19 protein-coding genes are annotated in these 22,121 nt (G+C 65.7%); 4 read left to right on the top strand and 15 right to left on the bottom strand.

The window, feature by feature from the left end; all coding sequences use genetic code 11:
- Window positions 1–21: 21 nt before the first annotated feature.
- The 5 genes from G5S35_RS21740 to G5S35_RS21720 form a co-directional block, all read right to left on the bottom strand.
- A complete protein-coding gene (locus G5S35_RS21740) occupies window positions 22–3,984 on the bottom strand; it encodes a type VI secretion system Vgr family protein (protein ID WP_183038994.1) in 3,963 nt (1,320 codons plus the stop codon).
- An 8-nt stretch (window positions 3,985–3,992) separates the two neighbouring features.
- Window positions 3,993–4,247, bottom strand: coding sequence for a PAAR domain-containing protein (locus G5S35_RS21735; RefSeq protein ID WP_183038993.1), 255 nt, complete (start codon window positions 4,245–4,247; stop codon window positions 3,993–3,995).
- 541 nt (window positions 4,248–4,788) lie between these two features.
- The gene (locus G5S35_RS21730; protein WP_167371389.1) at window positions 4,789–4,944 is read right to left on the bottom strand and encodes a hypothetical protein; all 156 of its coding nucleotides are present in this window, start codon (window positions 4,942–4,944) and stop codon (window positions 4,789–4,791) included.
- 226 nt (window positions 4,945–5,170) lie between these two features.
- Window positions 5,171–6,097: a hypothetical protein gene (locus G5S35_RS21725; RefSeq protein WP_183038992.1), complete on the bottom strand. Its 927-nt coding sequence runs from the start codon at window positions 6,095–6,097 to the stop codon at window positions 5,171–5,173.
- Between the two features lie 331 nt (window positions 6,098–6,428).
- Window positions 6,429–7,115 (bottom strand): MgtC/SapB family protein, encoded by a 687-nt coding sequence (locus G5S35_RS21720; RefSeq protein ID WP_065065691.1) that lies wholly within the window; start codon window positions 7,113–7,115, stop codon window positions 6,429–6,431.
- A 193-nt stretch (window positions 7,116–7,308) separates the two neighbouring features.
- Here G5S35_RS21720 and G5S35_RS21715 point away from each other — a divergent pair, with 193 nt between their 5' ends.
- Window positions 7,309–8,415 carry an AGE family epimerase/isomerase gene (locus G5S35_RS21715; protein ID WP_183038991.1) on the top strand — a complete coding sequence of 369 codons (1,107 nt, stop codon included), beginning with the start codon at window positions 7,309–7,311 and terminating at the stop codon, window positions 8,413–8,415.
- An 82-nt stretch (window positions 8,416–8,497) separates the two neighbouring features.
- Here G5S35_RS21715 and G5S35_RS21710 read toward each other — a convergent pair whose 3' ends face one another.
- On the bottom strand, window positions 8,498–10,126 hold the full coding sequence (locus G5S35_RS21710) for a methyl-accepting chemotaxis protein (protein ID WP_183038990.1): 1,629 nt from the start codon (window positions 10,124–10,126) through the stop codon (window positions 8,498–8,500).
- Between the two features lie 277 nt (window positions 10,127–10,403).
- Here G5S35_RS21710 and G5S35_RS21705 point away from each other — a divergent pair, with 277 nt between their 5' ends.
- Window positions 10,404–10,841, top strand: coding sequence for a PaaI family thioesterase (locus G5S35_RS21705; RefSeq protein WP_065065688.1), 438 nt, complete (start codon window positions 10,404–10,406; stop codon window positions 10,839–10,841).
- Window positions 10,842–10,944: 103 nt separating this feature from the next.
- Here the strand turns inward: G5S35_RS21705 and G5S35_RS21700 are convergent, their stop codons facing one another.
- The 9 genes from G5S35_RS21700 to G5S35_RS21660 form a co-directional block, all read right to left on the bottom strand.
- Window positions 10,945–11,793, bottom strand: a complete 849-nt coding sequence (locus G5S35_RS21700) for an ureidoglycolate lyase (RefSeq protein WP_176082048.1) — start codon at window positions 11,791–11,793, stop codon at window positions 10,945–10,947.
- A 102-nt stretch (window positions 11,794–11,895) separates the two neighbouring features.
- A complete protein-coding gene (locus G5S35_RS21695) occupies window positions 11,896–12,639 on the bottom strand; it encodes an SDR family oxidoreductase (RefSeq protein WP_065065686.1) in 744 nt (247 codons plus the stop codon).
- Window positions 12,640–12,885: 246 nt separating this feature from the next.
- Window positions 12,886–13,755 (bottom strand): amidohydrolase family protein, encoded by an 870-nt coding sequence (locus tag G5S35_RS21690; RefSeq protein WP_183038989.1) that lies wholly within the window; start codon window positions 13,753–13,755, stop codon window positions 12,886–12,888.
- Window positions 13,752–14,801, bottom strand: coding sequence for an aldo/keto reductase (locus tag G5S35_RS21685; RefSeq protein ID WP_183038988.1), 1,050 nt, complete (start codon window positions 14,799–14,801; stop codon window positions 13,752–13,754). Before G5S35_RS21685 ends, G5S35_RS21690 begins: the two co-directional genes overlap by 4 nt.
- A gap of 78 nt (window positions 14,802–14,879) precedes the next feature.
- Window positions 14,880–16,226 (bottom strand): UxaA family hydrolase, encoded by a 1,347-nt coding sequence (locus tag G5S35_RS21680; protein WP_065065683.1) that lies wholly within the window; start codon window positions 16,224–16,226, stop codon window positions 14,880–14,882.
- 14 nt (window positions 16,227–16,240) lie between these two features.
- Window positions 16,241–16,570 carry a UxaA family hydrolase gene (locus G5S35_RS21675; protein ID WP_065065682.1) on the bottom strand — a complete coding sequence of 110 codons (330 nt, stop codon included), beginning with the start codon at window positions 16,568–16,570 and terminating at the stop codon, window positions 16,241–16,243.
- 15 nt (window positions 16,571–16,585) lie between these two features.
- Window positions 16,586–17,626, bottom strand: a complete 1,041-nt coding sequence (locus G5S35_RS21670) for an ABC transporter permease (protein WP_183038987.1) — start codon at window positions 17,624–17,626, stop codon at window positions 16,586–16,588.
- Window positions 17,616–19,151 carry a sugar ABC transporter ATP-binding protein gene (locus G5S35_RS21665; protein WP_110325995.1) on the bottom strand — a complete coding sequence of 512 codons (1,536 nt, stop codon included), beginning with the start codon at window positions 19,149–19,151 and terminating at the stop codon, window positions 17,616–17,618. The genes G5S35_RS21670 and G5S35_RS21665 overlap by 11 nt, the downstream gene beginning before the upstream one ends.
- Before the next feature lie 59 nt (window positions 19,152–19,210).
- Window positions 19,211–20,158: a sugar ABC transporter substrate-binding protein gene (locus G5S35_RS21660; RefSeq protein ID WP_231957798.1), complete on the bottom strand. Its 948-nt coding sequence runs from the start codon at window positions 20,156–20,158 to the stop codon at window positions 19,211–19,213.
- A 461-nt stretch (window positions 20,159–20,619) separates the two neighbouring features.
- Here G5S35_RS21660 and G5S35_RS21655 point away from each other — a divergent pair, with 461 nt between their 5' ends.
- Together G5S35_RS21655 and G5S35_RS21650 are read left to right on the top strand one after the other, a co-directional pair.
- Window positions 20,620–21,486 carry an IclR family transcriptional regulator gene (locus tag G5S35_RS21655; protein ID WP_082992305.1) on the top strand — a complete coding sequence of 289 codons (867 nt, stop codon included), beginning with the start codon at window positions 20,620–20,622 and terminating at the stop codon, window positions 21,484–21,486.
- Window positions 21,487–21,643: 157 nt separating this feature from the next.
- Entirely contained in the window at window positions 21,644–22,120 is a 477-nt protein-coding gene (locus G5S35_RS21650; RefSeq protein ID WP_074981013.1) for a VOC family protein, read from the top strand.
- Window position 22,121 lies beyond the last annotated feature (1 nt).

Raw genomic sequence — 22,121 nt, 5'->3', positions numbered from 1 at the left:
TTTTGTGCGTCAGTTACCGGACTAGCCATTTCCGAGGACTCCGATTTGATCGAGGGACGTGCGGTAGGTTCTTGTGCATGTACCAGGATTGACCAGGTCAGCATGGTCAGGATCATCCCAATACTTCGTAACAGTGTCCTGTGTGGCATATGCATCCTCCTCGTGATAGTGAGTGTGGTAGCCGGGATCTTTTCTCTGTCCCATTTGTAAAGCCTGATCGAGCGTTACGCCCCGCATTTTCGCGACATCAGCTTGCACCTTGTCCGCATCTGCAAATATCGGTTTCCAAGGTTCGTACCCACTTGCTCTTTCACGATTGACGACGATAAACCACCAGTAGTAGAAAACGAGCATGCGGTGCAAACCAATCTTGGCAAGATCGTCCTTCGGAAATGACGTTCGTTCGGCTAGCATCCTGATACTCTCCATTGCTACGCCAGAGAACATCGGCGCGATGCCCGGAAACTGCGTGTAGTCTTTGGGGTAGGTGTAGAAAAGTGACATCATCCAGAAGGTCTGCTGGCAGTGCCGCGCTTCGTGATAGATCGCCACTGCGATCGCCTTCAATTCTCCATCTAAGCCCCTTAGCGCGGCCTCCTTTCTGACTTCGCTTGGGGCTGCATCGACGGCGTCCAGAGCTGTGAAAAGACTGTTTATCCGCGCATCGGAAAGTGCCATTACCCACTGATAAGCAGCAAATACTGCCGCCTCCGTGCCGTCAAGCTCAAATCCGTACTGCTTTGTATTGCCACGCACAGCGACGACGAGTTTTGGCATCGCGGAGGCCGGTAGGCCAAACACGCCGCTTCCCAACGCGTCGTATAACGACTGTTTGACAGCCGCTGAAATTGCCCTGCCGATATCCTCGTGAGACTTCAACCTCAACATCTTCCAATCTAAGGCAGTAAGCGTCTTTTTGACCGCTGCCGTATAGGCTTTCGCGACCGGGTATTCAACGTCTTTCCGTGTCAGTCCAATTGAAATATCCGCCTTGGCGTTGCCAATAAAGCGATATGTCCGCAGGCCGAAATTCATTGGATCGCATGACAGAAAGGCTGGAACGTTACCCGTCGACGTTGCCCCCGTCTGCGCCGTGGAAACGGTCTTGTTGCCAACCTGCATGGTCTGCGCCGGCGCCACTGCGTTCGGTGGTGGTGGCAGGCTGGCATCCTGGTAGACCGTCGTGCTGACCAGCCCGACGACGTGATCCGGCTCGCTCTGCGACATCAGCTCGATCATGCCAAACGTCGTTGCATTGCTTGTGACCAGCTCCATTTCCCCCAGCTCATTTGTCACACCGCTGATGACCCGCCCATCATCGAGCGTCATGCGGTACGGCTGGTTTGGGATCGCGAAGCCCCCCTGGTGCTCCACCAGCACGTGATGCGCTGCGAACTTGCCAGGGCTGTCCGGCGTCACCGGAAACTGCACCGGTTGACCTTGCGGGTCCGCTGTCGCATGTCCTGCCGCGTGAATCAGATGCTGTCCGTTGGTGTAAACGTAGAACCCATCCGGTCGCAGGCTGACAAGCGTGTTGTTGCAGCGGAGATTGATCCCCTTCGGCGCATTGATGTCGACACGCCCCTGGGTGCTCGTTACCGTCATGTCATCCTGCGACATCAGCGTCATCGTGCCGTTGCGCGACTCGGCATGGACCGGCCCGGTCGATATCAGCCGGATGGTCTCCTGTGCATAGAAGGCAATCTTCTCCAGCACCGACACCAGCAACGACTTGCCCGCCGCAAGCGACACGTGACCCGTGGCGCTTGCCGCCAGATGCCGCCCGCTCGACAGGTGCAGGTCGTCGGTCGCCGCCGCCTGGATGCCCGCCGCGCTCGCGAGCAGCAGGTGAGGCCGCTCGAATTCAGGGAAATCATCCGCGCCCGCGCGCGGGTTCGCGCTGCCGCGCAGCTCATCGTTCGCGGTCTTGATCGCTGTCACGGCGTCGCTCTGATCGCGCCCCGGCTCCTGTGCGCCGCGCTGCTGCGCGAGTTGCGCCGCGTTTTCGTGGATGTCGCGCGCCGCCGTCAGCAGCGCAACCGCTTCACCGTTCTCCTTGATCTTGCCCTTCGCCAGCAGACGCGCGAACGTGGTGAACATGCCACCGAGCGCCGCGCGCAACGCCATGAACCCGTCCGTGCGCAGCTCAACCCCGATGCCGCGCGCGTCCTGTCGCCCTTCGTCACCGGCAACGCGGTGGTGATTGCCCAAGCTAATGCTGCTCATTGCGAAATCAGTCGCAAGCTGCACCTGCTGCTTGCCGTGGGTGTCATCGAACACCAGATGGTTCGAGCCGCTTCCACCGGACTCCCTCGTGCGGATGTCGGTCAGCCACATGTTTTTCGCCAGGTCCCAGGGCGGCGGATTGTCCCTGTTCCCCAGGCCGCCCGCGACGTAAGGCATGTCGGGATTGCCGTTGATGTGCTCCACCACCACTTCACTGCCGACACGCGGCAGGAACACCGAGGACGCCCGGCCGTTCTGCCAGGGCTGCGCGGGCCATAGCCAGATGAACGAGTCGTTGTCGTATTTTCCCTGCCGGTCAGCGACGAGTTGTACGCAGATACGCCCCTGGGCGTCCGTCCAGAGTTCACTTCCTTCGGGGCCGGTCACGATTGCCCGCTCGGCACCAATCACCGGCCACGGCGTGACAATCGGCAGGCGGAAGTGACAGCCTTTGGCGGGCTGTGCCTCGAACTCGCAGTCGCAGCGAAAGGCCTGTTCCGTGCCGCTCGCCTGGTCGTTGCACTCGATATCGAGATTCATCGACAAGACCAGCCATTCCTGATTGACCGTGGCGAGCGGATGTTCCGTCAGCTCGAAGGTGTAGCCCGGACGCAGGCCCCGAAGATGACCCGAACCCCGGATGCGCATGCCCTGGCAACGGATGGACTGCATGCGCACCATCGCCGCCTGCCGTGCCTGCTCATCGTTATCGAGCGGCCTGCCGTTCAGCCCCATCGCACCTTGCAGGGGCTGGCTCACATTCACGCCGTACTCATAGAACTCCTGATCCGCCTCCGCTGTCTCGCGGGGATCGTGGTCAGTCTCCCGCAAGGGGGTGTTGGAGCGCCGCAGGCGCGGTGCCATGGGATCGTGGTCTACGACCGTCACCTTGCCCTCGGTCCAGTGACTGTCCAGCTCCAGCCACTCGATGCACTCCTCGTCCACGCGGTTCTCACCCGGCGCGTAGCGCAGCGTCTCGTACGCTTCGCCGTGCCGATGGAAAGCCCCCATCGTGTCTGCAATGATCAGCCGGTGGAATCCTTCCGAGTGCTCAAACCAGAAGAACAGACCCGCGCGCTCGCACCAGCGCCTGAAGCACGTGAAGTCGGTTTCGAAGTGCTGTCGTTGCAGGTCGCGCACGGGATAGTGTCCACCGTGGATCGGTCCCGCGACTCGCCAGTCAATCGATACCGGGTAGTCCGCCAGCAGTTCGCGGATCGCATCGATCACGGTTTTGTTCTGGAAAACGCGATAGTTCTGCCCCATCGACGCCTGCTTCAGCGTCGGCTCCAGCACGAATTCGTAGACCATCGTGCGATCGTTACGCTCGATGAAGCGCGCCGTGCTCACCCGCCCGGTAATTTCGCGCACGTGAAAGCCGATGTTGCCCCGCCCCGTATCGCCTGGCATGCCGGGAATGAACGTGCCACGTCCGGGAATGTCGATGAACACCGTGATCTCGGTGCCGACGATGGCGTCCAGATCTAGCGCGGTGTCGAGCGTCCACGGCGCGCGCAGATCGGTTTTTGCGCGCACGGTGTAGTGAAAAAGGCCGCCGACCGACTCCGTACCCTTCAGGCTGATGGGGACCAGCAGGGAATGCGTCACTTCCTTCTGCGGCACGGTGGGGTTCAGACGCCAGTACCAGTCCTCGCGCGGCGTGAGCGGTGTGAATCGCGGAATGGCCGCGCCGTCCATCTCCATCGGCCGCTCGGGGGCACGATAGCGTTCCCGGCTGGAATCGCTGTGGTTTTGCATGGAATGCCTCACGCCCCGATGAGCGTGGCACCGCACGCGGTTGTGTCGCCGATGAACATCACCTTCACGCCGTTATGCGTGCGCGAGCCCGATGCCTTCCCCGGATAGTCGCCGCCGCACTTCGGACAGCGCACCCGATGCCCTTCGAGCATCACCGGCACGCCGTGGTGTTGCAGATTCGGCGCGGCTTCGATGACCTCGCCGCCATGATCCGTGGCGTCGCCCAGGCGGGCGACTTCGCGCCCCGTTATGTCGTCTCTCATCTGCCGTTGCTTTCCGTGAAATCCACTAAACACGCATTGGCGCATGGGGGATAACAGGGGCGATATGAGAGCAATCCGAATAGCGAATGCGCGGTGCCTGGTTTGGGGGCGTTTTGATCTGGGCCAGGATCCCGGGATCGTTCGCTATCCAAATTCTTTCTGCGACACGAGCGAACAAGCCGACTTGCTGGCACTTCGCGCCGCAAGAGAACGGATCGATCAACACTGCCGGCGCAACGGTAGTTCAGCGCAATCGCGGAAGACTTATCCCCAGTTTTTGTTCACAGCCCTGTTGATAACACCGGAGCAGATGACACAACCCTTTGTCGCCAAAGCAAAAACCTGCGCTGCATCCCACGCGCGTCCGGCGCTTGCCTGGACATTGCCCCGAGCATTGCGCCAAGCCCCAACGCAACAAGGCCGACTCTCTTTCGAGAGCCGGCCTTGTTCGGCGTATTCGGTGCAGATGCGGCGCGGACTGCGGACGGCGGCGTGTTACCGCGCCATGCGCTGCGCCTCGATTGCCTTCGGTCCGGTCGACTTAGTCGCGCGGCAGGCCGAAAGGCGTGTACTGCGAGCGGCGGATGCGTTCGGCTTCGCGGTGACGCGCTGCGTACGAATAGTCAGCATCCATCGGCAGATACGGCGACGCGAAGAGGTCGCTCACCTTTTGGATCAGTGCGAGGATATAGCTCATTGCGACTCCCGGTTGGTTGGCGTTTAAGGGATTTCCCAGATCAATTTAAGGGTTTTCCCTGACCAAACCGATTATAGGGTTTTCCCTAGGACAACGCTAGTGCAATGCAGCAAAAAAACCGCGGCAGCGCGTCGCAGACACGCGTTCACAGCCTATGCGTTGCATCAAGGCAACACATAGGCATCCTGTGATTTAGGGGGTCGAAACGATTCAGCCGCGAACGGGCCTAGCGCGAGGTCTGCTGGGAATGCGCGTGCGCTTTGGTCTTGCTTTTGGTCGCGGCGTGTTCGGCGGCATGCTCGGTCGGCTTCGCCGCGCGCTTGACGTGACGCGGCTCGGCGGGCGCAACCGGCTTGCTGACCGGGGCGGCAACCGGAGCAGGCGGCGCGATTGCGGCGACCGGAGCTGCCGCTGCGGCGGCGAGCTGCGCCGACATGGCGTCCAGCGAAGCCTGCTGCTTCTGCATCAGCACCTCGATGCGCTGCTGCTGCGCCAGCGAATCGGACGACAGCGTCGCGATCATCAGCGTTTGCGCAATCGCCACGAGCACCGTGACGACCAGCGCCGCGACCGCCACGATCAGCATCCACTTCGTGCGGCGCGCCTGCGCGCCTAGCGTCGCGACGGTGTCGGCGAGCGAGGCGGTCAGCGCGGGTTCGGGGTGCGCGGCGCTTTCAAATTTCGCGGCGGGTTCGAAACCCGATGCTGAACCGCCCGTCGCTGCGGCAAATGGCACGAACGGCTCCCAGCCCGGCGTCATCGGTTTGGCCTGCGGCTCGGCTTGTTCCGACGATGCAGACAAATCGGGCGCAGGAGACAAAACGGAAGACACAGGCGGCGCGAAGTCGAACGGCTCGGCAGGCGCGGACAGAGGCGCCGGCGTCTCGGCCACTGCGGCCTCGGACACGGCTGGAGCCGCCGCAAACACCGGCTCGACTCTCGGCCCTTCCATGCCAAACGCGCCCGCTCCGGTCGCCTCGTCGCCTTCCGGCGTCGGCATGACCGGCGCTTTCTGGCGTGCGGCGCGGCGGGCGGCGGGCGCGGGCGACAGACGCGGCTCGCGCAGGTCCCCGGCATCCGGAGACGCCGAATGGGCCTCAGCCGATCCCAAACCAGCGTCCGGGCTGTCGCCGAACAGGTCGAGCGTGCTCACTTCGCGCGCGTCGGGCGCTTGCGGGTCGGGGGATTCGAGGGATGGCGCCGGGGTCCGGCGACGGGAAGGCGCGCTGCGTGACGCGCGCTCGGGACTCAACAGTCCGTTGTCTGCTTGATTGACGGATTCGGCCATGGATCAACGACAGGGCTTGCATCTTATTGACACTCGCGTCGCACGGCCGTCCCGCCTGGCCGCAGTGCGACAGCCGCGCTCGCTCCTCGGGCGCACGTGGTCTCGTTGGTCGCGCGCCCATGGGCAGCCATCTTATCCGCAAACGTTCGCCCTGTCCCCCTGGCCAATATGAAACATGCGTGACGCATGCGTTCGATCAGCTTTGCGGTCCGTCCTCGCGGAACTCTCTCACCACCTGCAGCTTCTTCAGCGCCTCGCAGATCGATGCATATTCGGGCGACGAGACGCGGCTCAGCACGATCATCACCTCGTCGAGTTCGGGCGAGTCGTCGCTCTGCTGCACCACGAACTGCTTGACGCGCGGGCTCGACACGCCCAGCGCGTCGTGCAGCGAATGGAACGTGAGCGCGCCGCGATCGACCAGTAGCGAGATGCGGCGGCGCTGCCGGAACGTGATGAAGCGCCGTTCGAGCGGCTTGATGCCCGCGAGGATGATGAGGATGATCACGGTCGCCGCAATCGACGCTGTATAGAGCCCGCCGCCCACCGCGAGGCCGATGGCGGCCACCGACCAGAGGCTCGCGGCCGTAGTCAGCCCGCGCACGATCTCGCCGCGCAGGAGGATCGAGCCCGCCCCCAGGAAGCCGATGCCCGAGACGACCTGCGCCGCCATCCGCGACGGGTCGAGCACGACGTGGTCGCTGTTGAGCACGTCCGCGAAACCGAATGCCGAGACGATCATGATAAGCGCCGAGCCCACGCACACGAGCATGTGCGTGCGCAGCCCGGCGGCCCACGAGAGGCGTTCGCGCTCGAAGCCGATCACGCTGCCCAGCAGCGCCGCCATCACGAGGCGCGCAATGATTTCCCAGTTATTGATCATGATGTTGCTCTCCGTTACGTCGTGGGCGCGCTCCGCTGCGCGACTTCCTGCATCGCGCGCGGGCCGCCCTGTCGTTGGTATTGCCGCGGCGCACCGCAGCCTGCTCCACCTGCCCGGCCCAATCTTCGAGACGCCGTGGCCGGGGCGTACAATCGCGGACACTGTCCGGCTCTGCGTGCCTCCTTGCGCGCCTATGCAATCTATGAACACCGCTACCGGCGCAGCCAGCCTGCGCAATCATTTCGACCGCGTCGTGCTGCCGTTGTGGCGCGGCCCCGGTTTCAACACGGCGCTGCGTCTGCCGCACGAAGCGCTCGCCGTGCGCGACGGCCACGCCGCGCCGCTGCCCGACACGCGCTATCGCGCCATGGCCTGCGCGCGCCAGCTCTTCGTGTTCTCGCAGAACGGCGACGCCGCGCATGCGCACACGCTGTTCGATTCGCTACGCCACACCTTTCAGGACCGCGCGCGCGGCGGTTGGTTCTATAGCGTCGATCCGGACGGCGCGCCGCTCGACACCACGAAGGACCTCTATACGCATGCGTTCGTGGTGTTCGCGTGCTCGGCGTACGGCCAGCGTTTCGGCGTGATGGAGGCGCTCGACACGGCGCGCGAGACCTCGTCGCTGATCGTCGAGCGCTTCGCCGCCCACGACGGCCTGCTCAACGGCGCGCTCGACGCCTCGTTCGCCACGGTCACCGGCACGCCGGTGCAGAACCCGCTGATGCATCTTACCGAAGCCTGGCTCGTGGCCCGCGAGGCGACTGGCGACGCCGCCTTCGACACGGCCATTACGCGGCTCGTCGAAGCCGTGGCGCGCAGCTTCCTGCACGCGCCCACGGGCTCTATCGCGGAGCTGCCGCTGGGCACGGCGGACAATCGCCTGGAGCCCGGTCATCAGTTCGAGTGGTTCTGGCTCGCGGCTCAGGCCGGTGCGGCGCGCCTCGGCGCTTCGGGCCTGCAGGAAGCGCTCGGGCGCGCGTTCGACTTCGCGGTGAAGCACGGCGTGGACCCGGTCACGGGCGCCGTGGCCGCCGCCACCGACGAACACGGCCGCGTGATCGACGCCACCCAGCGCATCTGGGCGCAAACGGAGTATCTGCGCGCGATCGCCACGCACGGCGAGTCCGTTGCGCGCGCAACGCTCAGCGAGCAGATCGGGAAGTTCGAGCAGCGCTTTCTCACGCCGCAGGGCTGGGTGGAATGCCGCGACGCGAGCGGCGCGGTCGCGCGCGCGGACATGCCGTCGACCACGCCGTATCACTTGCTGACGGCGTATCAGGCGCTGCCGCAAGGCTGAAAACGACAACGGCGCGGTGTGACCGCGCCGTTGTACTGGTTTCGATGCGCCGCCGCCCGAAAGGCGGCGGTCGATCCAACGATCAATACGCCCCGGCCATCGCCGCCATGCCCGAGGGCTCCGCGCGCGACGCCATCGGCGCCAGCGCACGGCCTTCCGCCAGCACCGAAGGCGAGATTTCGAACGCCGCCACGGCATCCGCGAGCTGACGCGTCTGCTGATGCAGCGACGAAGCCGCCGCCGCCGCTTCCTCGACCAGCGCCGCGTTCTGCTGCGTCATCTGGTCCATCTGCGAAACGGCCGTGTTCACCTGATCGATGCCCGCGCTCTGTTCGAGCGACGACGCGCTGATCCCCGCCATCATCTGCGTGGCGCGCGAGATCGACGCCGACACTTCGCGCATCGATTCGCCCGCGCGCTCGACCAGCTCCGCGCCGCCGCGAATCTGCGAAACCGATTCGCTGATCAGCGTCTTGATTTCCTTCGCCGACTGCGCGCTGCGTTGCGCGAGGCCGCGCACTTCGCCCGCCACGACCGCGAAGCCGCGGCCCTGCTCGCCCGCGCGCGCCGCTTCCACGGCGGCGTTCAGCGCGAGGATGTTAGTCTGGAACGCGATGCCGTCGATCACGCCGATGATCTCGGCGATCTTGTCCGAACTCTTCGCGATGCCGTGCATGCGCTCGACCACTTCGCCCACGACATGGCTGCCGCGCGACGTGGCGTCGAGCGCCGCTTCGGCGAGCTGGTTCGCCTCGCGGGCGTTGTCGGCCGTGTTGCGCACCGTGCCGGTCAGCTCTTCCATGCTGGCCGCCGTTTCTTCGAGCGACGCGGCCTGCGATTCCGTGCGCGCCGACAGATCGGCGTTGCCGGTCGCGATTTCGTCGGCGCCCACGTTGATCGAGCCGGCGGTCTCGCGCACCGTATGCACCGTGCGCGCGAGGCTCGCCTGCATCACCGAAAGACCGCGGAAAAGGCGGCCGATTTCATTGTCGCCGCGCGCCACGATGACTTCGTCCAGACGGCCGCGCGCGATGCGGTCGAAGTGACGGCCCGCTTCCTCGAGCGGCGCGACCACGCCGCGGCGCAGCGCGTAATGCACGCCGGTCGCCAGCGCGATCAGCCCGAGCAGAATGATGATGCCGACGGTCTGGAACACCGCGAGGCGCGTGTCGATCGAATCGAGCGACGCGTGGCTCGCGGCGGACGTAAAGCGCGTGAACGCCTGCAGTTCGGCGAGGTAGGCGTCCTGATACGACTGCGTCGGCTGGTCGAGGAACGCCTGGATGTTGTTCGCGTTGAGGTCGTCCACGAGTTCGGCGAGCGCCTTGTGATAGACCTGATAACGCTGGCCGAGCGCGGCCACGCGCGCGCGATCTTCATCGTTGATCGACTCGACGGCGCTCAGCTGCGCGTACGACTGCTCGGCGGCCGTGAGCTGCTCGTTCGCGTGGCCGATCATTTCCGTCGGCGCCGTGCCGCCGCGAATCAGGCGGGTGCCCGCGCGCGACAGGTTGATGCGCGCGTCCATCAATCGCTGCGTGATGTCGTTGGCGGCGCTCGCCTGGCGCAGCGCCACCTTGGAGAGGTCCTTCACGTCGTCGTGCGTGCGGGTCAGCGCCCAGAAACCGAGCCCTTCGGTCACGAGCTGGAGCACGCAGAACGCGACGAGAACACATAGCAGGCCGGATGCGACCTTGATCTTGCTGAACATCTTGAACACCCTGGTATGGCAGTGAGTAGGTTCGGCGCTCGCATGTGATCGCTCGCGCCCGCACTGCGTTTACGGCCTGGCAAACGTTGTATTAAGGCCAGTTTCATGAAATTTCCGCGTCAAACGCGCAATTCAGCATTGCAGAAAAAACCGCCAGATCATTGACGCTGTTTTTCGCAACAATATCGGGGGTCGACCCTCCGATTTACCTTGCGCCGCCGCAAGACGCTTCCTAGAGTGGTTAGGAAACCACGGGGCGCGGGCCCAGGGGACAGTGATGACAGATCTGGTGGATCGCGCGCGCGGCGCGCTGCACGCGCAGCCGTTCAGCGTGTTGCTGGGTACGGAGCTGATGCACGTCGGCGCCGACGAGCTCACGCTGCGCCTGCTCGTGCGCGACGAACTCAAGCAGCAGCACGGGTTCGTGCACGGCGGGGTCATCAGCTATCTCGCCGACAACGCCCTCACGTTCGCCGGCGCGCTGGCGCTCGGGCCGCGCGTGGTGACGGGCGAATACAAGATCAACTATCTGCGGCCGGCGCTCGGCGGCACGCTCATCGCGCGGGCGCGCGTGGTGCACGCGGGGCGTCAGCAGGCCACCTGCCAGTGCAGCGTGTTCGTGATGGAGGACGGCGGCGAGCGGCTGGTGGCGCTCGCGCAAGGCACCATCAACCGCATGGGCGATAACGGCGACAACAACGGCCACGCCGCCTGACGCCGTCGGCACGGCACGCCTTACCGCGCCGAAAGACAAACGGCCGCGGATTTCCCGCGGCCGTTTGCTTGTCGCCCGAGGTGCGGCGACTACACGTTCGCCGTCATTCGGCGGCGCGCGTCTTCTGCGTCTGCTCGCCCAGACCTTCGATGCCGAGGCGCACCGTCTGTCCCGGCTTGAGATACACCGCGTTCGGCTTCACGCCCATGCCCACGCCCGGCGGCGTGCCGGTCGAAATCACGTCGCCCGGTTGCAGACTCATGCACTGCGAGAGATACGACACCAGCTTCGCGACCGTGAAAATCATCGTGCGCGTGTTGCCGTTCTGATAGCGATGGCCGTCCACTTCGAGCCACAGCGAGAGATTCTGCGGATCGGGCACCTCGTCGCGCGTCACGAGCCACGGGCCGGTCGGGCCGAACGTATCGAAACCCTTGCCCTTGTCCCACTGGCCGCCGCGCTCGATCTGCCACTCGCGCTCCGACACGTCGTTGATCACGCAGTAGCCCGCCACGTGATTCAGCGCCTCGGCCTCGCTCACGTTCTTCGTGGGCTTGCCGATCACCACGCCCAGTTCCACTTCCCAGTCGGTCTTGACCGAGCCGCGCGGAATCTCGATGTCGTCGTTCGGGCCAACGATCGCGCTCGTCCACTTGTTGAACACCACGGGCTCGCCCGGCACCGGCATGTTCGATTCAGCGGCGTGATCGGCATAGTTCAGGCCGATACACACCATTTTGCCGATGTGGCCCACGCACGGACCGAGACGCGGATTGCCTTCGACGAGCGGCAGCGTTTCGGGATCGATCGTGCGCAGTTGCGCGAGGCCCGCGTCGGAAAGCACGTCGCCGGCAATGTCGGCGATCGCGCCCGAGAGCGCGCGAATGCGGCCTTCGGCGTCGAGCAGACCGGGCTTTTCGTGGCCCTTGGGGCCGTAGCGGAGCAGTTTCATCGTGAGCGTTCCTTGTCTCTTGGGTGTCTCTGTTGTCTCTGGTGTCCTGCGCGCGGCTTACTGGCGTCGCGCGCGAATAGCTGGCGCCGCGGCGGCCGCGGACTAGTTCGACCACCCGCCGTCGATCACATGCGCCTGGCCGGTCGTGAAACCCGACTCGTCCGAGGCCAGATAGAGCGCGAGCGCCGCGATTTCCTCGGGCTTGCCCACGCGGCCCATCGGCTGGCGCGCGACGAACGCGGCGCGCGCCGCATCGACCGTGGTGCCCTGCGCCGCTGCCTGCGTGGCGATGCGCTCCTCCAGCGAGGGCGAGGCCACCGTGCCGGGACAAATCGCGTTACAGCGGATGCCGCGCGTCACGAAGTCGGCGGCCACGGCCTTCGTCAACCCTATCACAGCCGCCTTCGACGCGCCGTAGACGAAGCGGTTCGGCACGCCCTTCACGCTCGACGCCGCCGACGACATGTTGATGATCGAGCCGCCGCCCGCCTCCAGCATCGCGGGCAAAAACGCGCGAATCGTGCGGTACATGGCCTTGGCGTTCAGATCGAAGGCGAAATCCCAGTCTTCCTCGCTCGCTTCCAGAATCGAGCCCGCATGCACGTAGCCCGCGCAATTGAACAGCACGTCGACCTGGCCGATTTCCTCGGCGAGCGCGCGAATCGCGGGGGCGTCGAGCACATCGAGCTTGCGCGCCTCGACCGGCAGCGTCTTGAGCGCGTCGATGCGCAGGTCGGTCGCGATGACGCGGGCGCCTTCACGCGCGAACAGTTCGGCGGCCGCGTAGCCGATGCCCTGGCCCGCCGCGGTGATCAAGGCCGTCTTGCCGGCCAGTCGTTGTCCCATCTGCCACTCCCAAAGAAAGCGCGATTGATATGAAGCCGAAGATGAAGCCCGATCGAGGCGATGCCGCAAACGGCCATTATGGCCAGAGGCACGCCCATCATGCGATTTGCGCGGATGTTTTCTAACCGGCTGGATCGGCGCGGCGCGCGAGACAGCCTCGCGCCAGATTGCCGCCAGCCTCAAGCCAGTTTCGGGCGAGCTTCAGGCGAGATGCAAAGCGAAACGCACACGCCACTCACACGCCACTCACCCGCGGTCGAGACGATAAAACGCCGCCGCGTTGCCGCCGAAGATCGCGGCGCGCTCGTCGTCGGTGAGATCCGCGAAAAGATGCTGCGCGCAGTCGTGCCAGCGCGCGTAGTCGCCGTTGAGGTTCAGCACCGGCCAGTCGCTGCCCCACATCAGGCGGCGCGCGCCGAAGCAGGCGAGCAGATGCGCGATCCACGGACGCAGCGTGGCGTCGCGCCAGCCCGGCGCGGCTTCGGTCGCGAGCCCGGACACCTTGCAAAACACCTGCGGAAAGCGCGCGAGCCGCGCGATGGCATGCGACCACGCCGCGTAGCCAGGCGACGCCGCGCCGCCGTCGCGAATCGGCGGCTTCGCGCCGTGATCGACCACCACGCGCAGCGTCGGATGCCGCGTGAGAAACGTTTCGAGCGCGCGCGCGTGGCGCGTGAAAATCAGCGCGTCGAAGGCGAGGTCGTGGGCGATCAGCGCATCGACGGCGCGGGCGGTATCGGCGTTCGCGATCCAGTCGTCATCGGGCAGGTCTTGCAGCATCGGGCGCACGGCGCGCAGTTTCGGCTCGCGCGCGAGTTCGGCGATCAACGCGGGCGCGCGCGCGTCGTCGAGCGGCACCCAGCCCACGACGCCCGCAATCGACGCGTCGTCGCGCGCGAGGTCGAGCAACCAGCGCGTTTCCTCGACGGTCTGCGCCGCCTGCACGAGCACCGTGCGCGCGACGCCGCACGCGGCGCGCAACGGCGCGAGATCGGCGGATAAAAACGGACGATAAAGCGTGCGCGACTCCGGCGTGAGCCAGCCGTAATCGCCGCGCGCCGGGTCCCAGTAATGCTGATGCGCGTCGATCGCTTCGTGCCAGACGTGCTCGCTCATGATGCGACCTGCGTCGGCAGCGGCGCACGCGCGTCGATAAGCCCCTCGTCGCGCAACGCAAGCCAAAGCTCGCGCGGCAGCGCCGTCTCGAACGACGCCACGTTCTCCTGCAATTCCGCCGCGCTGCGCGCGCCCGTGAGCACCGTCGCCACGGCCGGATGCGCATACGGAAACTGCAAGGCCGCCGCCGCGAGCGGCGCGCCAAACGAGCCGCACACCGCTTCGAGCCGCGCCACGCGCTCCACCACTTCGGCCGGCGCGTCGCCGTAATTGAACTTGCGATCGCCGGCCACGCCGCGCGCGAGAATGCCCGAATTGAACGCGCCGCCGAGCAGAATACTCACGCCGCGCTCGACGCACGCGGGCAGCAGATCGTCGAGCGGTTGCTGTTCGAGCAGCGTGTAGCGGCCCGCGAGCAGCGCGCAATCGATATCGAATTCGCGCATCGCGTCGAGGATCACCTCGCGCTCGTTTACGCCGAAACCGATCGCCTTCACCGCACCCGACGCGCGCAATTCGTCGAGCGCGCGAAAGCCGCCGCCCTCGCTCAGTTGCCGCCAGTAATGCGCGTTGCGCTCGCCGTGCGTGAAGCGGCCAATGTCGTGCACGAGCAGCATGTCGATATCGACGATACCCAGACGCATCTGGCTATCTTCGAACGAACGCAGAATGCCGTCGCGCGTGTAGTCGTAAATCGCCTCGAACGGCAGCGGATTCTGCCAGCCTTCGCTGCCGTCATACGCGTGCGTGCGCGGCACGAAACGGCGCCCGACCTTGGTCGACAGCACGTAGGCCTCGCGCGGATAACGGCGCAGCGCGTCGCCGAGTCGATGCTCCGCCTTCGTATGGCCGTAGTGCGGCGCGGTGTCGAAGTAGCGCACGCCCGCGCTCCACGCGGCGTCGACGGTTGCGCGCGCCTCGTCTTCGCTGAGATCGCGATACAGGCCGCCGAGCGGCGCGGTGCCCAGACCCAGCGCGCTCACTTCGAGCGTCGTGCGCCCGATGCGCCGACGCTGCGTCACCTGCGGATGAAATGCCTGCGTCATGCGGCTCGTCTCCAGAAGTCGCCGATCAATGCCCTGTTCGATTCGAAACGCGATTCAAAGCCCGCTTCAAAGCCCGCTTCAATGCTCGACCGCCACATGCACCGGCACGCGCGCATTCGCGGGCAGACACGCGGGGCCGACCGGCTCGAAGGTCTTGTACGTGAGAATGAATTCCTGATGCCCGAGCGATTCCGACTTCGAACGCGCGCCCTGCGCCACCGCGAGCGTGACGTCGAACACTTCGCGGCCCACCTCGTCGAGCGTCGCGCGGCCTTCGAGAATGCGGCCCGCGTCGATATCCATGTCGCCCGCGAGATTGCGATACGTGAGCGGATTCGCGCATACCTTGATGACGGGCGACAGCGCCGATCCCACCACCGAACCGCGCCCCGTCGTGAACAGAATCACGTGCGCGCCGCAGGCGATCAGTTCGGCGATCTCCGCGTTGTCGCTGATATTCGGGAATCCGAAACGTGGTTCGCCGTCGGGCACCACGTCGAGCAGATACAGGCCGCCCGTGGGCGGCACGTCGCCCGGCTTCACGATGCCGACAATCGGCGACGCGCCGCTTTTGGCATACGCGCCCAGCGACTTTTCCTCTTGCGTGGTCAGCCCGCCATCCGCGTTGCCGACCGCGAACGAACCGTGCCCGAGAATCGAGTAATAGCGCGCCGCCTTCGCCACGCATTCGACGATGGCATCGCCGAGTTCGGGCCGCGCCGCGCGGCTTTTCATGTGATATTCGCAGCCCACCAGCTCGCCGGTTTCCTCGAAGATGCACGCCGACCCCGCCTCGATCAGATGATCGAACGCGCGCCCCACGGCTGGATTCGCCGTGATGCCGCTCGTGCCGTCCGAGCCGCCGCAGATCGTGCCGACCACGAGTTCGTCGAGCCGCATCGGCACCTTCGTTTGCTGCGCGAGTTCTGCACGCGCGCCACGCACCCAGTCCACGCCGTATTGAATCGTGCTGCGCGTGCCGCCCTTTTCCTGGATCGTCAGCACTTCGACGGGGCGTCCGCTCGCGCGCACCTGCTCGACCAGATAATGCTTGTTCATGCTCTCGCAGCCCAGCGAGACGAACAGCACCGCGCCGACGTTCGGATGCGTGGTGAGGCGCGTCATCATTTTCTCGGCATAGCTGTTCGGATAGCAGCCCGGAAAGCCGATCAGATGCACGGGCGATTCGTTCGATTCGTGCGATGCTTTCGAAGCGCGCGAAACGTCTGCATCGTCGAACGCGTGCGCGTCGTCGTAAAGCGGTTCGCGAAACTGCGCGACGATCTCGCGCGCCACGTGATGCGCGCACTCGACCAGATACGCCACGGCCACCACGTTGCGAATGCCCTTGCGGCCGTCGCTGCGCGGCCAGCCTTCGAGCATCGGCGCATCGGCGCGCGCGGCTTCGGCGTTGAATGAAGTCATGGCAATGTCCCTTGCTAGCGGTGCGGCACGAACTCGTGGCCCGCGTCGTGCGTGTACGTCGGCAGATAATCGCTTTCGAGGTTGTGCGTATGCAGATGCGCGCCGCGCGCCACGTCCTCCGTCACGTGGCCGATGCGCGCGCCGTAGCGCAGCACTTTTTCGTCCTTCGCGAGCGCGCGCCGCGCGATTTTGTGGCCCAGTTCGATGGTCTTCGCAAGCGTCACGCGTTCGCCTTCGATCTCCAGCGTCTCGCCCGCCGCGAGACGCGCGGCGGCGATCAGGCAGTTGTCGTCGGGGGCGAGCAGGATGAGGCGCGCATCGGTGTGTCCGGAACGGCTGTTCAAGTTCTCTCTCCGCGTTCAGTTCTGCGCTTCGCCGCCCGCCAGCCGCGCCACCATCAGCGAGCCGAGGATGATCGCGCCGTAAATCGCCTGCACCCAGAACGACGGCACCTGCGCGAGCGTCAGCAGGTTCTGCACCACGCCGAGCAGCAGCACGCCCAGCAGCGCGCCGAACATCGTGCCCTTGCCGCCGTCGAGCGAAATGCCGCCGATCACCGCCGCCGCGAACACCGTGAAGATCATGCCGTTGCCCTGGTTAGCGTTGATCGCGCCCACGTAACCGGTCACGATCAGCCCGCCGATCGCCGCGAGGATGCTGCCGAGCACGAACACGCCCCACGTGATGCGCTCGACGCGAATGCCCGCCGCGCGCGCCGCGTCGGGATTGCCGCCGATCGCGTAGAGCGCGCGGCCCACGCGGTGATAGCGCAGCATGAAAGCCGCGACCGCGAACGCCGCCGCCGCGAGCCACACGGAAAGCGGCAGACCGAGCACGATGGTGGTGGCGAGCGCGAAGAACGACGGCGGCATGTCGAACAGCGTGCCGCCCTTGGTCGCGCCCACCAGCATGCCGCGCAGCACGATCAGCATCGCGAGCGTGACGATGAACGCGTTCAGGCGCAGCCGCACGACCAGAAAGCCGTTGACGAAGCCGATCAGCGCGCCCACCGCGACGATCGCGATCAGGCCTGCAAACGCGGGCCATTGCAGGCCGAATCCCGCCGACGCCGCCGGCATCACGAGCATCGCGCCGATGGCAGGCGCGATGCCCACGGTCGATTCGAGCGAGAGATCGAACTTGCCGGTCAGCACGATCAGCGACTCGGCGAGCACGACGAGCGCGAGCGCCGCCGACGCGCCCAGCACGCTGATGAGATTCGCCCTCGTCAGAAAACTCGGGCTCACGAAACCGCCGATCACGAGCAGCAACACCAGCGCCGGCAGCAGCGCGAGGTCGCGCAGACGCGCGAACTCGATACGCGGACGCGCGCGTTTGCCGGTGGCGGCGAGGTCGCCTTGCGCGGCCGCGAACGCGGGCGTCGAAACACTATTCTTCATGGAGATCGACTCCTTCGACCGATGCAATCAGTTCATGGTCCTGCCAGCCCGCCGCGAATTCCTGCACCACGTTGCCGCGAAACATCACGAGCACACGGTCACAGGTACGCAGATCGTCGAGTTCGCTCGACACCACGAGCACAGCCTTGCCTTCGTCGCGCACGCGGTCGACGACCGAGAGCAGCGCCTCTTTCGATTTCACGTCCACGCCCGCGGTGGGATCGATCAGCACGAGCACATCGGGATTGCTCGCCAATGCGCGCGCCATCACGACCTTCTGCTGATTGCCGCCCGATAGCCCCGACACCACGTGATCCGGTCCCTGCGCGACGATGCCGAGCGCTTCGATCATGCGTCGGCCGACCTGCTGCTTCTTCGCGGGCGGCGCAAAACCGAGACGGCCGAGCAGGCCCGCGATCGTCATCGACGCGTTCTCGGCCACCGACTGCGTGAGCACGAGTCCTTCGTGATGGCGATCCTTCGGCACGCAGCCCACGCCGCTCGCGAGCGCGTGCGGCACGTCGCCGGGCTTGAGCGCCGCGCCGTTCACGCGGATTTCGCCCGACTGCTGCGCCGTGAGCCCGGCAATCGCCTCGCCCACGCTCGTGCGTCCGCTGCTGGTCGCGCCCGTGAGGCCCACGACTTCGCCGCGCCTCACCTGCAACGAAACATTCGCGTAATCGGCGCCCGTGATGTTGCGCACGTCGAGCGCGAGCGCGGCGTCGGCGGGCAATGCGGCGCGGGCGGCGGCATCGGCGACGTTGAGGCCGCCGCGTTCGCCCGTCATCGCTTCGATCAGGCGTTCGCGCGGCAACTCGGCAACCGGCGCGCTCACGATATGGCGCGCGTCGCGCAGCACCGTCACGGCCTGGCAAATCTCGTACACCTCCTGCAAATGGTGCGAGATGAACAGGAACGTCACGCCTTCGCGCTGCAATTCGTCGATCCGGCGAAAGAGCCGTTTGATCTCTTCGCCGTCGAGCTGCGCGGTGGGTTCGTCGAGGATGATGAAACGCGCGCCGTACGACAGCGCCCGCGCGATCTCCACAAGCTGGCGCGCCTCAACCGTGAGGTCGCCCGCCCGCGCGTCCTCGCGCACATCGATGCGCCAGTGGTCGAGCAGCGCGCGCGCGTCGCGGCGCATGCTCGTCCAGTCGATCACGCCGCGCTTCACCGGCTGACGGTTGATGAAAAGATTCTCCGCGACCGTGAGATCGCGGATGATCGTCGAGTGCTGATAGACGCAGGCCACGCGCTCGCGCCACGCATCGCGCTCGGCAATGGGCGGCGCGGGCTCGCCGTTGAAATGCACCGCGCCTTCGTCGGGCTTGCGCAGTCCCGTGAGGATCGACACGAGCGTGGACTTGCCCGCGCCGTTGCGCCCCACGAGCGCGTGCGACTCGCCCGCCGTCACGCACAGGCTCACGTTCGCGAGCGCCGCCGTGGAGCCGAAGCGTTTGGTCACGCCGCTCGCTTCGACCACGGGCGGCTGCGAGCGCGCCGCGCGCTCGCGTGACAGCGTCATCGTCTGCGCAGGCGGCGCGGTGTCAAGCCGATCGCGGGTTCGATCGCTCATTTGACGGCTCATTTGACTGTATTGCCCCAGAGGTTCTTGTCGTCGACGTTCTGCTTCGTCACGAGCGGCGCGGGCAACTGGTCTTCGAGCACGCCGGGCTGCAACTGCACGATGTTGCTGTCGTGATCGGTCTTGCCCGGCTTGAACGTCTTGCCCTCCAGCGCGGCCTTGATGTAATAGAGACCGTATTTCGCGTAGAGATCGGCAGGCTGCGAAATCGTCGCATCGATCTCGCCCTTGCGGATCGCTTCGTATTCCTGCGGAATGCCGTCATTCGAGACGATCACGATATGCTTCGCGTCGCCCGCCGGAAACAGCAGTTGCTTGCGGCGCAGCGTCTGCAGCGTGGGAGAGAGATAGACGCCGCCCGCCTGCATGTAGATCGCCTTGACGTCCGGGTTCGCGGTCAGCAGGCTGTCGAGCGCGCTCGCCGCCACGTCGCCCTTCCAGCCCGCCGGAATCTCCAGCAGCGAGAGCGACGGATACTGCTTCAGGCAGGCGCGGAACGCCTCGGAGCGGTCGCGCCCGTTGACGGAAGCCAGATCGCCCATGATCTGCACGACCTTGCCCGACTTCACGTGCTCGCCGATGTACTTGCAGGCTTTTTCGCCGTAAGCGTGATTGTCGGCGCGCACGACCATCGCCACGTTGCCCTGGGTGGGCGCGACGTCCACGGCCACGACCTTCACGTTCTTCTGCGCCGCGTTGTCGAGCGCGCGGCTGATGGCGGCCGAATCGATCGGCCCGACCACGATGCCCTTCGCGCCCAGATTCACCATGTTGTTCATGTCGGTGATCTGCTGCGCGGGGTCGTTGTTCGAGTTGACGGGCGCGAGGATGTCGATGCCCATCTGTTTCGCGTACACGCCGAGGTAGTTGTTGTACGACTGCCAGAACGGCGACGTGAGCAGCGGCAGGCCGAGGCCGACCTTGCCCGCGTCCGCGGCCTGCGCCATGCCCGATACGCCGAACGCGGCCGCGCAGACGGCCGCCGCGCCCAGGGTCTTCGCGGCGAGGCGCAGCGACGCGCGCGCCTTGCGCGTTTGAATCAAGCGGCGGGCCGCGTGCGGCCCGGTTGCGAACGCCATGTCAGTCTCCAAAGTTGTCGTTGTTGAACCATCATGTGCGCGACGCGTCCGCCTGAAAAAGCGACACGCGCCCGCGGCGCTGCGACTGCCTTTCCCAACCCTTTCCGTTGCCTTTTTCCTTCCCGACGCCACTGGCGCATATTTACCAGTGAACCTATTATTCATATACGCACGATCCAAGGTCAAGGAATGTGCAGTGCAGCAAGGCTCCGGAATTTCCCTGGGCACGTCAGGGTTTTGTCGCTGTTTGTGTCGGTAAGGCGCTTTGAAATAATCGCGAGAGGCGCGCCGCGCAAGGTGGCGGCGCGCAGGCAAGGAACAAGGACACGATGAAAGCGAACGCACGTACGCGGCGGCCGGCGGCGGCGCCCGAAGCCATCGAAGCGGAGATCGGCGATCTGCACGACGAAAAGCACGACGAGAAAGACGACGGCGACCGCTACCGCGCGCCCGCGCTCGACAAAGGTCTCGACATCCTCGAACTGCTCGCCGAGCAGCGCGGCGGCCTCACGCGCGCCGAGATCACGAAGGCGCTCGGGCGCAACGCGAGCGAGATCTACCGCATGCTCGAACGGCTCGTCGCGCGCCAGTACGTGATGCGTTCGGAGGCGGGCGACCGCTACGCGCTGAGCCTCAAGCTGTTTGCGCTCGCGCATCGTCATCCGCCGATGGAGCGTCTGATCGCCGAGGCGCTGCCGCTCATGCAGCGCTACGCGAACGACGCCGAGCAGTCCTGCCATCTCTCCGTCTACGACCGCGGCAATCTGCTCGTGATCGCGCAGGTGGACGGCCCGGGCACGTGGGGCATCGCGGTGCGCCTGGGTTCGCGCGTGGGTCTCGTCGATACGAGTTCGGGGCGCACCATGCTCGCGTTCCAGTCGTCCGAGCAGCGCGCGCACATGCTCGCGGAACACACCAAGGTGAAGGGCGAGATCGCCATCGATCACGCGGCGCTGGAAAGCGCATGCGAGCAGATTCGCGCGGCGGGCGTCTCGCGCACGGACAGCCAGCAGATCTTCGGCGTGACCGACGTGACGTTCCCGGTGCTCGGACCGTCGGGTCAGGCGATCGCGGCGCTGACCTGCCCGTTTCTCAAACGTATCGACGACTACGTCGCGCCCTCGCTCGACGAAGCCACGCAGATGCTCGGCGCGACCGTGCAGGCGCTGTCGATGTTCCGCGAAGGCGATGCTTAGGAATCCGCGAAATCCGCGCGGTTGCGAAGGCGGCTGCACCGACCGCTGCAACGCCCGCTGCGACGTCGAGTGAACGCGCTGGCCGCCTCGCGCATCCGGTGCTACGCTCGAAAGCCCTGCGTGCAATGCGCGCCAGTGTTTCAGCGAGGAGACAACGATGACCGATCTCGTGACATGCGTGTGGTTCGATCAAGGCCAGGCGCGCGAAGCAGCGCAGTTCTACGCCGCCACGTTCCCCGACAGCCACGTCGATGCGGGCCATGTCTCGCCGATCCCCGGCATTGGCGTGGGCGCGGAACTGCTGGTGGATTTCACGGTGCTGGGCCGGCGTTTCGTCGGTCTGAACGGCGGCCCGAACTTCAAGCCGAACGAGGCGGTGAGCTTCATGGTGCTCACCGACAGCCAGGAAGAAACCGATCGCTACTGGAACGCGATCCTCGCGAACGGCGGACAGGCGTCCGATTGCGGCTGGTGCAAGGACCGCTGGGGCTTTTCGTGGCAGATCACGCCGCGCCGTCTGCTCGAATTCGTCGGCGGTGCCGACCGCGAAGCCGGACGCCGCGCCATGGAAGCGATGATGACCATGCAGAAGATCGACATCGCCGTTATCGAGCGCGCGGCGGCGAGCGAATAGC

The organism is Paraburkholderia tropica (assembly GCF_014171495.1).
Lineage (GTDB): Bacteria > Pseudomonadota > Gammaproteobacteria > Burkholderiales > Burkholderiaceae > Paraburkholderia > Paraburkholderia tropica.
Note: the sequence above shows the minus strand (reverse complement) of the source record. Positions and strands in the feature narration are given on the sequence as shown.